This is a genomic window from Colwellia sp. Bg11-28, from assembly GCF_002836245.1.
GTDB lineage: Bacteria > Pseudomonadota > Gammaproteobacteria > Enterobacterales > Alteromonadaceae > Colwellia > Colwellia psychrerythraea_A.
On record NZ_PJBA01000004.1, the window covers coordinates 218,451 to 234,630 of the forward strand.

17 protein-coding genes are annotated in these 16,180 nt (G+C 38.0%); 8 read left to right on the forward strand and 9 right to left on the reverse strand.

Annotation, left to right across the window (positions count from 1 at the left end; all coding sequences use genetic code 11):
• Positions 1-228 precede the first annotated feature (228 nt).
• Positions 229-501 carry a hypothetical protein gene (locus CXF79_RS04765; protein ID WP_101154171.1) on the reverse strand — a complete coding sequence of 91 codons (273 nt, stop codon included), beginning with the start codon at positions 499-501 and terminating at the stop codon, positions 229-231.
• A gap of 145 nt (positions 502-646) precedes the next feature.
• Between CXF79_RS04765 and CXF79_RS04770 the strand changes: the two genes are divergently transcribed.
• Positions 647-1,543 (forward strand): LysR family transcriptional regulator, encoded by an 897-nt coding sequence (locus CXF79_RS04770; RefSeq protein WP_101154172.1) that lies wholly within the window; start codon positions 647-649, stop codon positions 1,541-1,543.
• Positions 1,544-1,709: 166 nt separating this feature from the next.
• Here CXF79_RS04770 and CXF79_RS04775 read toward each other — a convergent pair whose 3' ends face one another.
• The 3 genes from CXF79_RS04775 to CXF79_RS04785 all read right to left on the reverse strand — a co-directional run bounded on the left by CXF79_RS04775 (position 1,710) and on the right by CXF79_RS04785 (position 5,846).
• On the reverse strand, positions 1,710-2,678 hold the full coding sequence (locus CXF79_RS04775) for a collagenase (RefSeq protein ID WP_101154173.1): 969 nt from the start codon (positions 2,676-2,678) through the stop codon (positions 1,710-1,712).
• A gap of 365 nt (positions 2,679-3,043) precedes the next feature.
• Positions 3,044-4,273, reverse strand: coding sequence for a M24 family metallopeptidase (locus CXF79_RS04780; protein ID WP_101154174.1), 1,230 nt, complete (start codon positions 4,271-4,273; stop codon positions 3,044-3,046).
• Between the two features lie 208 nt (positions 4,274-4,481).
• Positions 4,482-5,846, reverse strand: a complete 1,365-nt coding sequence (locus CXF79_RS04785) for an NAD(P)/FAD-dependent oxidoreductase (RefSeq protein WP_101154175.1) — start codon at positions 5,844-5,846, stop codon at positions 4,482-4,484.
• Between the two features lie 189 nt (positions 5,847-6,035).
• Between CXF79_RS04785 and CXF79_RS04790 the strand changes: the two genes are divergently transcribed.
• The gene (locus tag CXF79_RS04790; protein WP_101154176.1) at positions 6,036-6,590 is read left to right on the forward strand and encodes a pyridoxamine 5'-phosphate oxidase family protein; all 555 of its coding nucleotides are present in this window, start codon (positions 6,036-6,038) and stop codon (positions 6,588-6,590) included.
• Between the two features lie 22 nt (positions 6,591-6,612).
• Here the strand turns inward: CXF79_RS04790 and CXF79_RS04795 are convergent, their stop codons facing one another.
• On the reverse strand, positions 6,613-7,638 hold the full coding sequence (locus CXF79_RS04795; protein ID WP_101154177.1) for a lipid A deacylase LpxR family protein: 1,026 nt from the start codon (positions 7,636-7,638) through the stop codon (positions 6,613-6,615).
• A gap of 280 nt (positions 7,639-7,918) precedes the next feature.
• On the opposite strand from CXF79_RS04795, the gene CXF79_RS23485 reads away from it, so the two are divergent.
• From CXF79_RS23485 to CXF79_RS04805, 3 genes are all read left to right on the forward strand, one after another.
• A complete protein-coding gene (locus CXF79_RS23485; RefSeq protein ID WP_170235784.1) occupies positions 7,919-8,056 on the forward strand; it encodes a hypothetical protein in 138 nt (45 codons plus the stop codon).
• A 608-nt stretch (positions 8,057-8,664) separates the two neighbouring features.
• Entirely contained in the window at positions 8,665-9,240 is a 576-nt protein-coding gene (gene efpL / locus CXF79_RS04800) for an elongation factor P-like protein EfpL (RefSeq protein ID WP_011042301.1), read from the forward strand.
• A gap of 199 nt (positions 9,241-9,439) precedes the next feature.
• Positions 9,440-10,345 carry a M14 family metallopeptidase gene (locus tag CXF79_RS04805; RefSeq protein WP_011042303.1) on the forward strand — a complete coding sequence of 302 codons (906 nt, stop codon included), beginning with the start codon at positions 9,440-9,442 and terminating at the stop codon, positions 10,343-10,345.
• A gap of 112 nt (positions 10,346-10,457) precedes the next feature.
• Here the strand turns inward: CXF79_RS04805 and CXF79_RS04810 are convergent, their stop codons facing one another.
• On the reverse strand, positions 10,458-11,630 hold the full coding sequence (locus CXF79_RS04810) for a flagellar assembly protein T N-terminal domain-containing protein (protein ID WP_011042304.1): 1,173 nt from the start codon (positions 11,628-11,630) through the stop codon (positions 10,458-10,460).
• Positions 11,631-11,893: 263 nt separating this feature from the next.
• On the opposite strand from CXF79_RS04810, the gene CXF79_RS04815 reads away from it, so the two are divergent.
• Together CXF79_RS04815 and CXF79_RS04820 are read left to right on the forward strand one after the other, a co-directional pair.
• A complete protein-coding gene (locus CXF79_RS04815) occupies positions 11,894-12,538 on the forward strand; it encodes a FlgO family outer membrane protein (protein ID WP_101154178.1) in 645 nt (214 codons plus the stop codon).
• Between the two features lie 83 nt (positions 12,539-12,621).
• A complete protein-coding gene (locus CXF79_RS04820; RefSeq protein WP_101154179.1) occupies positions 12,622-13,089 on the forward strand; it encodes an LPP20 family lipoprotein in 468 nt (155 codons plus the stop codon).
• A 105-nt stretch (positions 13,090-13,194) separates the two neighbouring features.
• On the opposite strand, the gene flgN is transcribed toward CXF79_RS04820, so the two are convergent.
• From flgN to flgA, 3 genes are all read right to left on the reverse strand, one after another.
• Entirely contained in the window at positions 13,195-13,641 is a 447-nt protein-coding gene (gene flgN / locus CXF79_RS04825) for a flagellar export chaperone FlgN (RefSeq protein ID WP_101154180.1), read from the reverse strand.
• 48 nt (positions 13,642-13,689) lie between these two features.
• Positions 13,690-13,998, reverse strand: coding sequence for a flagellar biosynthesis anti-sigma factor FlgM (flgM, locus tag CXF79_RS04830; RefSeq protein ID WP_101154181.1), 309 nt, complete (start codon positions 13,996-13,998; stop codon positions 13,690-13,692).
• Between the two features lie 167 nt (positions 13,999-14,165).
• Positions 14,166-14,858 (reverse strand): flagellar basal body P-ring formation chaperone FlgA, encoded by a 693-nt coding sequence (gene flgA, locus CXF79_RS04835; protein ID WP_101154182.1) that lies wholly within the window; start codon positions 14,856-14,858, stop codon positions 14,166-14,168.
• Positions 14,859-15,065: 207 nt separating this feature from the next.
• Here flgA and CXF79_RS04840 point away from each other — a divergent pair, with 207 nt between their 5' ends.
• The gene (locus CXF79_RS04840) at positions 15,066-15,995 is read left to right on the forward strand and encodes a chemotaxis protein (protein ID WP_101154183.1); all 930 of its coding nucleotides are present in this window, start codon (positions 15,066-15,068) and stop codon (positions 15,993-15,995) included.
• Positions 15,996-16,180: the final 185 nt, after the last annotated feature.

Consider the following 16,180-nt stretch of genomic DNA (forward strand, 5'->3'; position numbering starts at 1 on the left):
GTGATGCTTTATGGTGCAGTATAATGGTTTATTATAATTCAATAATTACTCTGTAGGGACTGACCAGAATAGCAATAAAGTCTAAAGAAACTCCAACTCTGGAGATTAACTTTCAGAACACAGAGTCGGCATAAATATCAAGATTCTATGGAGTAGCTGGGCAACAATGCCATACACTTTGTTCTCATTGGTACGTCATAAAGGCAGTTAAAGGTTTTAGCAAGTTCATTATTCGACTAGACCATTGCGTTTTAAGCCCCGTCTTACATTTTTACAAAGTTTACTTAATTGTGATATTTCACCAAATTTGGGTACAACGTGATTATCAAGTTTTGACTCCCAGTCACAAAGTTCAGTATCAACAATCTCTAATAGCTTTTTAGGGCAGCCAATACAGGATATACCACAAATATTTGCCTCTGGAACGTTAAAAGGAAAGTCACCCCTTACTTCAGTAATTAGCTTTTTCATCGCACTAGTGCAATCTGGCTTTTTAGTCATAGATATTACCTCATAGCTTTACTCATTGAGCTATTTTACATCATTGCGGAATAAGCTATCAAGAATGCTGTAAGCAAACTACCTTTGTTTTTATTGCAAAGATGAATTACTGTTCACTACTTATTACATCGGTAAGGTAATGCAAATGAGCATGTTAACACGACTCCACTACTTTAATTGCGTAGTAGAGACTGGCAGTATTTCAAAGGCAAGCCGAATATTTGATGTGCAACCTTCATCAATATCAAGACAGTTAACAGCTCTTGAGAAAGAGCTAGGGGTATTATTACTCAAAAGAACAAGCCGTAATATTGGTCTTACTGAAGCAGGACAAACCTACTACAAGTACTCACAAAAAATAGTATCAGATCTTGATGAAGCAAGATGCGCGGTTAACGACTTGCAGCAAAAACCCAAAGGGAACTTAAAAGTCAGCATGGCAGTTGGTTTTGCTGAGTGCTGCATTTTACCCATGATTCCTACTTTTACTAAATTATACCCAGAAATAAACTTAGAATTAGAAATGACAGGTCGAGTTGTTGATTTAGTAGAAGAGAATGTCGATGTCGCGATCAGAACAGGTCGCCTGCGAGACTCTAATTTAATTGCTCTTAAATTAACGAGCAATAATTTTTTGTTATGCGCCAGTCCACAGTACATTGCTGAACACGGGACTCCCAAATCACCTTTTGAACTAACCGATTTTGAGTGTATTCGTTATGAATATGCTGGTTGGCGGGATTGGTATCTTATGAACGATAAGCCTACAAAATTAACAATAAAAAGTGGACTCACTGTTCGTTCGATAAATGGTCAAAAACAATTGATTTTAAATCATGCAGGATTTGCTTTAATGCCAAAATGGTCGGTAATCAATGAACTTGATAATGGCACACTAGTACAGGTACTCGAGCAAAATATATTTAGTCCGTATGAAAGTATGAGTTCAACCTATGCAATTTATTTAAAGCGAGAACTTATCTCACCAAAAGTAAGAGTGTTTATAGATTTTATTAAGGATCATATTGATTACAATTCGTAATGTTATAACCATATATTTTTTTGTGTGTTGTCTACCTATCATTAAGCTATTTTACTCAACAACAAAGGCGCTAACTTTATTTGCATTAGCGCCTTTATTCTCAATGTTTTATGTCGTTAGCGCTTAACTTAGCTACTAATACAGGTTTTAATACGTATTAGTTATCTTATGGAGTCGCTTTGCCCGCATTGTTTTTTTCTTCAACAAGACTGTCTAACCAAGTAAACCATTGTTGATCCATTGATGTTGACCAAGAACGCATTAATGCTTGATATCCAGCCCAATCACCTTGGCGAGATAATGCCAAGCTCTCTTCGACTTTATCGCGATGGTTTTCCATCATAAAGCGTACTGCTAAATATCCCCAACGATAAACACGATCGCTACCATTATTTTGATTGTAGCTAGTGTTAAATAGTTCACTTAACGGATATGTTTTACTGCTTGCTACTATTATTGCTTTTGGATTGTTTTTACCCCAAGCAATATATTCAGCAACCCCTTCGGACCACCAAACGCCGTGCGGATATGATGAGTTAGGTGTAGGGCAAAACTCAGGGCCAGCATGATCATCATGTAAACCATTACAATAATCACCATAGCGATTAAAACGACCATCGAGATAATGAATATATTCATGGGATAAATTCCATAAACCCCCATTACGCTCGTAGGCGACAAACTCAGCGTGGTTACCTGGTCTCTCTGGGTAGCCTTCTAAGTACATGCCGCCATTATTAGTAGGCATAGTAAAATGTTCAGTGGCATATTTTACGTATTCTGCATTTGAACTATAAAAGTTCGCGCGTAGGCTAATGTTATGATCATCACGAACAGGTTTATTGCGGGTATTGAAAGTTTGATGAAACTTGTCCTCTTGGGCGATAAGCTCATTGCAGGCCTTTATCACTTTATCACGAGACAATGCTTGTGAGCGGAGGGTAATCGACTTGTTGCAATGGTGTACTTGCTTGAGTACCTGTTCAACACCAGCCAGTTGTTCATTTGTAGTTGCTTTGTTCTGTACAACAGCAGCAGCAGTCTCATTTGCCATCGCTGAATCCGCAATAAAGTAAGCAGCCAAAGCGAAACTACAACTTAAAACAGTAATTAGTGGGGGGGTAGCATTCTTCATCAGTATCTCTTTTACTTATTATTATTTTAGTCTATTGAGATGGTGTGAGTCGCTCTATGAATGAATATATACCCAAACCACTTGAAGATGCGTGTTTCAGGACGCTTGAGCGACTCATGATCAAGGCGTCTCTTTTTATTAAGGGTTATTTCCTTAAAAAAGGAGGCAACGAAGTACATGATTTGCTCAAACGTCCCCACAGGGCTGGTTTATAAACGCTTTATGCTACGTTATTGATTTCGACAATAGAATAACTATTCTCTTCAATCAATGTCTTGCCTAAAGGCGTTTCTAATTCCAGCTGAAACCTGCATCTTCATGTGGCTTGGGTATAGAACGACTTAACTTACTTATACGGATTGATATTATGCTTCATAACCAAAAGGGTCATCGATTGAATGAGCTGGCTCACTAAACCATTTGGGACCTGTCGCTGTCATATAGAAATGATCTTCTAAGCGCACACCGAACTCACCATAAAGACATAACATAGGCTCATTAGAAAAACACATGCCAGCAGCTAATGCTGTTTTATCGCCTCTGACTAAATATGGCCACTCATGAATGTCTAAACCAACACCATGCCCTGTTCGATGAGGAAGCCCTGGAACTTGGTAATCAGGACCGTAACCTTGCGTTTCAAGATAGTGGCGAGCAGCAATATCTACCGCTTCGCAAGCAGAGGATATTTTTGCCGCAGCAAAACCTTGTGCTTGCGCTGTTTTTTCATGTAACCACACAGCGCGTTGTTTTTCTGTTGCTTCACCAAAGACATAACTACGGGTTATATCTGAGTTATATCCCTGCACTAAACAACCAGTATCGATTAACACCATATCGTTAGTATCGAGAGTTTTAGGCTCTTTTACACCATGAGGGTAGGCGGTGTCTTGGCCAAATAAAACGATGCAAAAAGATGAGCCCTTAGGCGCACCAAGTTTACGATGTGCTTTATTGATAAAGTCAGTGACTTGTGACGTTGTGATGCCAACGGTCAATATTTTGGCTACGGCTCGGTGCACAACCATGGTCATGTCTTTAGCACGTTGTAACAAGGCTATTTCACTCGCTGATTTGATCATGCGACAGCCCGCGGTAATACTTTTGCTGCTGGTAAAATCTAACGAGAGCTGTTGATCTTTCGCAGCGTTAATCATACCGTCAACAGCAAAAAAAGCGGTAGATTCATCAATGGCAATAGTGCCTTGTGCGCAGTTGTTTTTCTTTAATACATCGATAACCAGTTGGTAAGGTGATTCATGTTCGTGCCAGCTAGCCACTTCAGATTTGATTTGCATAAAGCCTGATAACGTACTTACTTCAAACCAAGGAGCTATATAAACTAAATCACCTTGAGCAGGTAAAATAGCACCCACTAATCGCTCTGAGGAATACCAAACAGTACCGGTAAAATAAGTTAAATTAGTTCCCGCATTGAGATACAAAGCGCTAATGTTTTGTTCACGCATTAGCTGTTGTGCTTTACTAATACGTTGTTGATATTCATCTAATGAGATAGGGGCTACATCAGCTGTCATATCGGTTAATTTATTTAATTCTATTTCGGCTGAAGAGCCGCCAATACCAATGGACATATCATTTTCCTTTAAAAATATAACGTTGTTTGAAGTATATCTACTGAGTATTCAAGTTCTAGTTTACGCTCTAGTTAAAGTACTCAATAATAAATTTGGGTATATTGTATACACTTTATTCAGTGAAACAAGACTTAATGTTAAGGGTTTTATCGTTCAGAGTTATGACACTGAAAAGACTTTAATAAGGGGGCAGTTAAATGAATCGTTAAAGCCAGCGGTCTTTTATTTTACCGTATTGAAAATAGCCCCATTGGCCAACACGCCTTAGCGGTGCGAAGGGAAATGTTGCTAATGGCGTTTGGTATATGGGTAAATTGGGCACTGTGACTCCAGCCACCTTTTCAGCTAAACGCTTACCTGCTTGTACCGAAAAAGACACGCCGCTGCCACAGTAGCCCATGGCATAAAAAACACTTTGTTGTTCATTTTGATAAACATGAGGCATATCGTCTAATGACATACATAACCAGCCTGACCAAGCATAATCGTAGCGTAGTGTTGAGAGTGAAGGAAAGCTGGTTTTCAATACCGCGAGTAAGCGATTAGCATAGTATGGATCTGCTGCATTTTTTCCGGTTATCGCCCCTCGACCGCCAAATAAAATACGATTATCAGGTAACTTTCGATAATAGTATTTCAATGCCCGCGTATCCATGATGACATTGCTGGTTAAAAAGTTACAAGCGACCAATTGCTCAGGTGTTAGTGGTTGAGTAACAATTATTTGCGAGAGTACAGGTAGGCTCTTGCTCTTAATTAAAGGATGGAAATTTTTGGCTGAATAACCATTAGTCGCAATAACAACCTTTTTAGCTTTTACAATGCCAGATGGTGTGTGTAATGTTTGTGTTGTTTGGCTTTGTTGATCTTTTTTATCAGAGGTTTCTTGATGCCACTTTTCTACTGAAGTATCACAATGAATGGTGACACCGGCTTGTCGAGCTAGTTTTTGATAACCCCACGCCAGTTTTAATGGGTTAGTACCAAAACCATCTTGATAGCGTATTGCACCATAAGCATTGTTATCTGCCATATACTGTTGGTGTAGCTGTTCACGACTTATTTCTTGGATATCATAGCCAAACATCTTTTTTTGTAATGCTGCCGTGGCAAGTAAACTTTTGAACATAGCGGGCTTGTGAGCTACACGAATATAACCACTTTCTTGTGGCTCGCAATCAATGCCTTCAGCGATTAAACTTTTGACAGTATCTACGCCCGCACACATCTCTTGGTAAATGCCTCGCATAACCTCTTCTCCCCATTGAGATTGCATGCTTGCATAGGGTTTACGCCCTGAGGACTTTAAAATAAAACCAGCGTTACGGCCACTTGCTCCCCAAGCGGTTCGATTGGCTTCTAGTACAGTCGCCTTGATACCGTGATCACGCGCTAAGTGCAGTGCTGTTGATAAGCCAGTATATCCGGCGCCTATAATGGCAACATCAACAGTGATATCTTTATTTAACTGACCATCATCTTTAGGGGCTACTCCTGCGACATCAGCCCAATAGCTACTAGGGTAGGGCGCATTGCTGGCAAGTGACTCATCAAGGAGTGGGTCGTACATGTTTCATCCAAAGTAGTTTTGTAAAGCCTATTGATTTGTACCTTAAACAACCCTTTGTGTTAAATCAGCATAAAGTTGTTACAAAGTGATAGTTTCCCTTTAATAATGATGCGTATTTTGTAAATATAACTAAACAAACGTCAGTATTAATTAACCGTATTTTTGACACAAAGGAGTGGAATAAATCTCATGGGAAAGCAATTTTCAGAACTATCACCAATGCATATTGAATTTATCGCAGCGCAAAAAATTTATTTTGTTAGTACTGCAGCAGATACAGGTACCGTGAACTTATCACCGAAAGGAGGTGATAGTTTACGGGTAATTAATTCGAATACCATTGCTTGGTTAAACCATACGGGTAGTGGTAATGAATCTGCAGCTCATGTTTTAATAAATCCGCGTATGACCGTTATGTTTTGTGCGTTTGAAGGTTCGCCACTTACTTTACGAGCTTATGGCAGTGCTAAAGTGCTGCACAAAGGAGATGCGCAGTGGAATGAATACATTGAGTTATTTCCAGCAAGCGTTGCCTCTCGGCAGGTTTTCTTACTTGATATCGCTAAAGTACAGGTATCTTGTGGCATGTCGGTGCCCTATTTTTCCTATGAATCAGATCGTAACGATTTGGCTAAATGGTCAGAAAAACAAGATAAAGTAGGCATTGAAAAATATTGGGTGAAGAAAAATCAGCAAAGTATTGATGGTTTTGATAGTGAAATAGTTGAACGGTCAGGTTTGTAAACAAGCTTTAGTTCCTGGCAACTTAGATGGCGCAACTTAACGTTAACGATCCATAGCTGTGCCAAGACTTGTTATCTTGGCTATAGGCTCGAGTGTAACTATTCAAACTCCAAGTTATTGCGTAATTATCTATGGTCCATTGCATCCCTAACACTGCTTTAGCTTGATTATGTTGGATATCCAGGTTTGATTCATAGGGTAGATCACCTTCAATTGTTAAGTCGTTAAAACGGTGGCCAAACTGCAACCTTGAGTAGATGCTAAAGTTATTACTGCTGTCAACTTGCGTGGTATTGCCGGTGTGGCCAAAATGACTACTTAAGCGGCCAAAGGTATTATTTAAACTGGTTCCCCATCTAAATAGTAATCCTAATGATGCCTCAGTATTGAAATTACCTAAGGATAAATGGCTATAGCTACTGACTTCCCACTGATTGTTATCCATATATCTACTGCGATATTGTTTAGATCTAAATAGTAAAGCATCAATCTCATAGGCCAGCTGTAAAGTAATTTCTTCTCCTATTTGATACCGCCAACCTAAAGGGGGAATTGAACCAATTAAATCATGAACTTTTGTTTGGACGTATTCGGCCTTAGATTTTATCCCCGTAATGCCTAGTGCAAGCCAGTTTTTTTGAGCGAATTTCGGGCCATAATCAGCCGTGTGACTTTCTATCTCGAACAACCCCGCGTAAGGCCTATCATCGTTTTGCAGCGTTATTATTCTAATATTATTTGGCGTCCACATACGCTGGGATATCTTTATTCCCCAGGCATTTTGTGTTTGAGTTAGTGGTAATCTTATAAGATACTGCAACTGAGATAGTGCTGGCATATTTGTGGGATTATCGTGTTGTTGTATGAGTTCAGGCTCACTTTCCCAAGCTAATGAGAATCCATTGGTATAATTTCCATCGTTGGCAAATACTCCATCATTTTCAAATTGAATATTTAATTGCCCTGCGCGTGCAGACGTCATCACAGTAATGAAGATAAACCAAACAAAAGCAACTAATAGTTTTTTATTAGAGCGTGCTAATAACATAGTCAACCCCTAGCCATTCAACACTATAGAGTATAGTGAGGCTAAATAAATTTGCAGAAAAACCTTACTTTAATCGAGCAGTGTTATAGGGATATAAAAGCAATCTCGGTTGAATAGACGCTAGGATTACTGCTCAAATATGCCATTCTATTTACAGTCTCAAGGATGATTTTTAGTCAGATTTTTTAGCAAAAGCTTACATATGTAAGTTATTGTGTAATAATACAGGTGTGGTAACAATTTTTTGGAGGCTAACATGGCCCATGAGGAAAGACGTAATATGTCAAAAAATACTGATGCTAGTGTAGATAACCGTGATAATGCTCAAAAATCAGCGGTGGAACAATTAGCCGACGCAAACCATGAAATTGAAGAGTTAAAATTACAAATCGCTTGGCTTGAGCGTTCTTACGAGTAGTGTTACTAGCATTTACTCAAATACTTATTGATTTTTAGTAGTCATTAAATAGCGAGTAAGCAGCATAAAAGCTCAATAGATTGAAAAGACAAATATAGTTTATATATTTGTCTTTTTTGCTTTTTGACTGTTCAACTACGGCTGTTATCATTTTTATTTTGATTTATACCAATTCTATTAAATTTATTCCCACCTCAGAGTTATGTCAGAAGAGTTATAACAAATAAAATCTGTGCTGGTATAGTCATTCTATATCTAACAAGTTTGTGCAGTTATTGCTTTTCTGACAAGCTCCCAAGGGCGAGTTTAAAAGGCTTACATACTGTGTTATTGATTTTGATAAGGACGCTGCATGGATGCAGCTAATTAGAGAATGCAGGAGCACACTCTCCTGAACAACCATTCTCTTCAATCAATGCCTTGTCTCTAAGCCTTTTAATATTCGCTGAGTGGGAAATAGCTTAATAAACTTGGTATTGTCTGATGTTTTGTCTAAAAAATGCAGTTTTCAGCTTATAAGTTATTTTCATATCCACGGGTTCATGCTATTTTCCCTGCATTGTGTTTAAAACAACATTGTTTAAAATAAATTCAGAGGAAGTCATCTTATGCCAAAGGCTAGTGATATAAAGAAAAATGCAGCAATAGAGCACAACGGTAAAGTGCTAATTGTTAGAGATATTACCCGTTCAGTGCCGCAAGGTAGAGCAGGCGGAAGTTTATATAGAATGCGTTTATACGATGTAGTTACAGGCGGTAAAGTAGACGAAACGTTTAAAGCTGAAGATATGTTGAATTTTGCTGATTTAAGCCGTCGTCCATCAATGTTTTCTTATATTGATGGTGAAGAATATGTCTTTATGGATAATGAAGATTACACGCCGTATAACCTAAATAAAGAATCAATTGCCGATGAAATTCTATTTATCGACGAAGAGACTCAAGGGATTTCTGTGATCATCGTTGATGATGCACCAGTAGGTATTGCTCTACCTGCCAGTGTTGAACTACTCATTACAGAAACTGACCCTTCTATTAAAGGTGCTTCAGCGAGTGCTCGTACAAAACCAGCGCTGCTTTCTACAGGATTAACTATTCAAGTACCTGAGCATATTTCAACGGGTGATAAAGTTAAAGTAAATACAGAAGAGCGTAAATTTATGGGTCGAGCTGACTCTAAGTAAAACGCTTTTGTTCTGCTATTTCTAATTAGTTGCAACTAAAAAATGCCCGATTATTCGGGCATTTTTATATCTGATAGCAGGGCTGTACTATATATATGCCTAAGCCTCTTGAATATCCTCGCTTCAGAAATACTGTTCGAGCCATAATTAAGGGCGGCGGGTATAACGCAAATAACTATTAGAACAAAAAGGTTACATCATGAGTGATTCAATTTATTCGATCGGTACGCAAGGCCAGCCCTGGACAGATGAAGATAAAGATTTATGGCTTAGCAAGCAAGTTATAAAGCGTAGTTATCAAGATGAAGTACTGTCAAAGTTTGAGTCAGTAACTTCTTCATTTGACATGATTCAGTACGGTAGTTTGTCTATTGATGAAAGTAGATACCCTTTATACGCCATGAGAAGTAAAAATTGGCAAAGTAAGAATAAAACCGTGCTAGTTACTGGCGGGGTACATGGGTACGAAACCAGTGGTGTTCAAGGTGCGATCCGCTTTTTAGAAACAAGTGCCAAGGACTTTAGCCAACGCTTCAATATCATAGTCGTACCTTGTGTGAGTCCTTGGGGCTATGAAACTATTAATCGTTGGAATAATGAGGCGATTGATCCAAACCGTTCATTCTACCTTGATAGCCCAGCCCAAGAGTCTGCGGCATTAATGTCTTTCATTAATGAACTTGATGTTAATATTGCTATGCATATCGATTTACATGAAACCACGGATACGGATAATAGTGAGTTTAGACCTGCGCTTGCTGCACGTGATGCCATTGAGCAAAAAAACTGGAATATTCCTGATGGTTTCTATTTGGTTGGAGATTCAACTAAACCAGCAGCTGACTTTCAAGGTGCAATCAATCAAGCGGTAGCAAAAGTAACTCATATTGCGCCAGAAGATAGTAATGGTAAATTGATAGGCGTTGATATTGAGCAATTTGGCGTTATAAATTATGCAGGTAGAGAGCTAGGTTTATGTATGGGATTAACTGATGCACCCTATGTTACCACTACTGAGGTTTACCCAGACAGCCCGCTAGTTGATGATGAGAACTGTATCACGGCACAAGTTGCCGCAATATCTGCGGCAATAACCTTTATTTAATCGTGTCAATTTAATCGTGTCAATTTAATCACGTTAATTTAAATTAAAACGGCGACTTCGTAATACGTAGTCGCCGTTTTTTAACTGTAAATTAGGGGCGTGGTTATCATTTTTAATAGCGCACGGCTAAATCATCCACTTGAATATTACCAAATAAACGGCCATCTGGTGTCGTTGCCGTTGCTGTTTCTCTAGATAGCTTAGTTACTTTAACCTTGTAAGGGCTTAAGTTATAGCCAGCATAAGGCTTTCCTGAATTACTAGTAAAATTGGTTAGATGTAGCAAGCTAAATTCATCACCGATTTTTAAGCCATGATCTCGACCTATGTTAATCGTAACTTGATTTCCTTCAACTTGAATGATTTTGCCTCGACTAGGCTCACACATAATGTTTTCATCGATATCCTTAATGACTTTATCAAGAATATTTTCCACCATTATTCCATATTCACTTTGCCAAAAAGAATTACCATCTACATCAACCTTTATACGTTTGGTAAAGGTCCATGGGGCAGTATTTTGATAACGTTGTTGCCAAACCAATTCTCCATTAACACCATTATATAAATAGAAGGTTATAGCAAAATTTCTTGGGTATACACCTTGTTGCCAGAACGACCAACTATTAGTTGCTTGTTTATCGAACGAGACATTAGTGATTTCACTGAACATTATATATTGGCTATCGGTACTATCACTCAAAGAACGAGTTAATAGAGATATTTCATCACTTGCTAAGCTGTCATTAAGGCGTGAGAATTCAGTTTTATTACTGAGTATGCTGCTCGTTTTAGTAAAGGTACTTTGCTGGTTAAGTTGCACGGCCAGTTTACGCATAACCGCTTTATCAATTAGGTAAATTTCTCCTATATTTGCTTGTTCTCTTTGTAGCAAGTGACTACGTGTAATTAACAGAGACTTTTTAAAGTTTACTGCAAAACACTTTTTCTCTTGAGGAAATATATCGGCTCGAATTGTCACCGTAATGAGGTTGTCGCTATGTATTTCATCAACCAATTCAATAGAGTTGACACTGCCACTTGCTCTTATACTGATTTGATCTTGCGTGAGTAAGCCATTGACTACTTGCTGAACACTAGAAACACTAGCACCTGATACAAGCAGCGCTTTCTTAAGTGCGTTTTCCATCGCTTTGGTACGTGCAAGCTCAACACTGATATCATTGGTACGAGCATGACCTTGGGTCTCATACCATTGACTGCTAGCAGAGAAACTGCATGAAAAGCTGACGATGAAAACTAACGTTGTGATGAATTTATACATAAGTCTGGTTATTTTCCTAACTTGGTTCTAGTCATATTAATTGTTCAACAGTAAGGACTAACACCCATTAATACGGGGTGATAACTATAATAAAAAATACGATGCATATTTCATGCCTCATCACTTCGTATTGTTACTATTTCATTAGATTTACTTTGATAGGTATTATTGGCTTAAAATGTGCATCTGTGTATAGATAAATGTATAAATTAACATACTGCGACTAAGGCTAAATATGGTACTTAGTTTTAAAGGGGAATATCATGAAAAAATGGCTTATACCATTGATTCTGCCAGCTTTACTCTCGTGTGAGACCACACCTGATGAGGGGTTTTATCAAACTACTCATATTGAAAAAGGTGAAATTGATAGTTACCAATTACCACGACATGCCATTAACGATGTAGTAAAGGGCCTAGCTTATCAAATGCTGACGAGCAGTAGCTTTGTTAATGCAAAAACCCCGGTAGCGGTAGCTTCTTTTGTTGATCTTAAAGATCTTGAAACGACTAACTGGCTTGGTAATCAGCTTGCAGAAAGCTTTGTGCATGAGCTACAGCGACATGGTTTGGTCGTTATAGACTTTAAAACTACAGGGCATATTCGTGTAACCAAAAAAGGTGATTATGTCTTTAGTAGAGACTGGCAGGAATTACCTGAACGTCAGATAATTGACTACGTAGTCTCTGGCACTATGGTTGAGCAGGAAGATGGCGTTTTAGTCAATGCCCGTATGATAGGTATTCAATCAAAGGTTGTAGTTGCTACCGCTCAGTCATTTATCCCTGCTTGGGTTTTGGGTGATGAAATGAATCATAGTGAAAAAGTGAAAATGAAAGACGGTATGATTATACGCGATAATACTATGTTGCATAACGATGACCGTGCTGTGATTATACAAAATTAGTATTCTCTTCACTATTCCAGTTTTATCTATCAGAGTGAAATCATAATGCTATTTTATCAGCGATTACTATCAAAGGAGTACCTATGAATAACTCATTGATTAGATCCATCCTTATTTTGAGCGCACTTTTTTTGACCAGTGCCTGCTCCCTTATTTACGATAAGCATGTGCAGTGGGAAACAGTAAAACCAGAAATTTTTCCTGTGCTTTATGCAACAGGCTTTGCCCCCATTAGTATGCAAAGATCAACCCATGAAACTCAGCGGATGCTGATGGCCATTAAAGCGTCAAAAATTGCCGCTTATGCGGAGCTAGCTGAGCAAGTATACGGACAACAAGTTTCAGGCAAGGTCACTATGGCCGATTTACTCATTGAAGATCAGCAGTTAACCGCTTCAGTGCAAGGTATCATTCGCGGGGCTAAAGTTATTAAAAGCTATCCTGTGGGTGACGTTTATACTACTGAGCTGCAGTTAAATTTTGAAGATGTTTACAATATTTATCAAGCAAACCAGAATAGAAAAGAAATTAAAGACGTGACACATTTTTGATTTAGCATGCTAAAGATGAACACATAAAAAAGGCGTTAATCTGTAGGATTAGCGCCTTTTTTATTTCTTAATTAGTATTTATTTCTAGGGGCTTAGTTTTTAACGCTAAGCTTTTAGTCCTAGACTAGAGAGTCCTGCGCTTTTTTTACCTTTCTTGTCATAGGTAATTGCACTCTTATTATGATTTTCTAATAAGCTGGTTTTCATGCGTTCTACCGCAAGTTGAGATTGTTGAATGATTTGTCCGTTGATTAAGTTTTGCTGTTGGCAATGAGTTAATAAATCGGTTATTTCAGCAAGTTCTTGAGTCAATTTTCCTGCTGCTTTATCTTGAGCAAAAAGTTGATTTTGACCTATGGTTTGGTCAAGCTGTTGAATTGCAATTAGCAGCGTATTTTTTTCTTGGCTGATGGCTAGCAAGGCTTGTGGATCATGCTGTTGTAAAATGTGCTTTTCGTTAGCAATGATCTGGGCAAGTGTAGTTAACTGCTGATGTTGTTGTACAAGCAGTTCATTGGAGGTTAATCCTTGAGAATCTGGCCCTAGGGACATAAAGTTTGCCTTTGATTTTACTATAAATGATGTATTTACAGTCTATCGTTAAACAAGCTTAAATTCAAAGTTAGCAATACTCGCTGCTAATTTTTCTGGATTAATTTTATAGTCACCAGAGCTAATCGCTTTTTTCAGCTCATCAATCTTCTTTTGATTAATCACGGGCGCATCCACCGCTTTTTTTTGTAATTCATTAAGTTGTTTTGCTTGCGGAGTAATCGACACAGAATCTTGTCCTGAGCTTTTTACTTGGGCATTGTTCGATGCCGTTTGCGCAGTATGCTGTTTTACTTTATTTTGTTGGGCTTGCTGAACTTGATTGCTAGCATTCAAGTTATTGATATTTATAGCCATAATTTCATCCTTTAACAATGAAATGATATTTCAAAAGAGTTCTATTGTCTCGTTATCGGCCATAGGCGTAATAACTTTAGTTAAAAATAGATTAAATTATAAATAACATTTTGAGTCGGTTAACAACGATATTATTTATTAACCCTACCTATGTGTATATTTCTTGATTATAGATGAATTATGACTTGGTTAATACCTTTGACGCGAGGGGTGATGACTTTCTTTGACCGAGTATTCTTGACTCTTATCTGCTCATTAATATTACCTGAACTCAATGCGACTCCCTGGGTTTTGATACTAAAACTGTCTGATGAGACAATAATAGTCACCACATCACCCTTACATATTAAACAAATACTTCTTTTACTGATGGCTCTACCTTTGGCAATTCGCTTTTTCGCTTTAGCGCCAAAAACAATATTAGTATCAGTTAGTTTGTTGCCGCGGATCTTATTAATGGGTATAAAAGCAAGCTCGACATTACTTTCGTCAAGTTTATCTCCTTTACTAATTGTATTCTTAGCAATTAAAACTGCTTTAGTTATTTCAACTTTTGCCGATAAATATATTTTCCACTGTATTGATTCATCACAGCTAATTTTAACATTTACATTTATAGCGCCATTCTTTTCAGGTATATTTGCAGTTAAGGGAATTTTACAGGGTTTAATCGTAATTCTAGGGTCTAGATGAGCGACTGAAATACGCACCTTTTCTTCTTCAGTTGAAGGAAACTGCTCGATTAAATAATTTTTTGCAAAACGCTCAATAAAAGCACTGTCTAGCTCAGTTGCAACCGTAGTTGTTTGCTTAATGAGCAATAAGAATATAAAAGTTAAAAAAAGTTTGGTAAAGCGCATATATTTTGTTATCTATCGTTAAGTAAATGCAATTAGTCGTCTATGCTTAACCTGGGTCAGCAGTGTGAAATAAGGTTCTATCATACGTCAAGTTTCAGACGCTTAGTGTGATTATCAACTCTATATATTAAATACAATTCAAGAACTGTGCCTTATATGTTTATTAGGTTAAACATAATAATTGCTACGGTCTTACATGAGGTTCATATGGCAGGCATACTCGATTCAGTAAACCAGCGTACACAACTTGTTGGCGAAAACAGGTTGGAATTGTTACTTTTTAAACTTAATGGCAGACAACGATTTGGTATTAATGTTTTTAAAGTACGTGAAGTTATGCCATGTCCGCGGTTAACTCTGTTGCCTAAGCAAGATAGCTTTATAAAGGGTGTCGCACATATCCGAGGGCAAACTATTTCTGTTATTGATTTAAGTAAATCAACGGGCGGTCCGGCAATTGAACAAACAGCTGAAAGCTATATTATTATTGCTGAATATAACCGAAGTGTGCAGGGTTTTCTTGTTGCCGGTGTTGAGCGTATAGTGACTTTAAGCTGGGCTGATGTGATGCCACCACCAGAAGGTGCTGGTAAATCTAGTTACTTAACTGCGGTGACTGAAATAGACGGTCAGATGGTATCAATATTAGATGTTGAGAAAATTTTAAATGAAATTAGTCCTGTTTCTACTGAAGTGAGTGAAGACATCATCGATGTTTCTATCGGTGAAAACTTAGGCGATAAGTTGGTGATGATTGCAGATGATTCAACCGTTGCAAGAAATCAAGTTAGAAGAGCATTAGAGCCATTAGGTATTAATATGGTATTAGCTAAAAATGGTCGTGATGCTTTAGAGCAATTATTGGCCATTGAAGCGACTTGTGAAAATAGCATCACTGAAAAAGTGGCGTTGATGATCTCTGATATCGAAATGCCTGAAATGGATGGTTATACTTTAACCGCAGAGGTAAAAGGTAATGATCGCATGTCAAAAATGCCAATTATATTGCACACTTCGTTAAGTGGTGTATTTAATAATGCGATGGTGGAAAAAGTTGGTGCAGAAGATTTTATTCCAAAGTTTCATCCAGATGAGCTAGCAACTGCTGTGAAGAAATGGTTAAAAATAGAAGATTAACTCTGAGTATACCCGCTCAACTTGAAGATGCTCGTTTCAGGAAGTCTGAGCGATTCATCATTAAGGCACATTTTTTATTAAGGGTTATTCCCTTAAAAAGAAATGTAACGCAGAGTATGATTTGCGCAGCCTTCCCCAAGGGGATGGTTTAGAAACGCTTTATGCTGCGTTATTGATTTCGACAA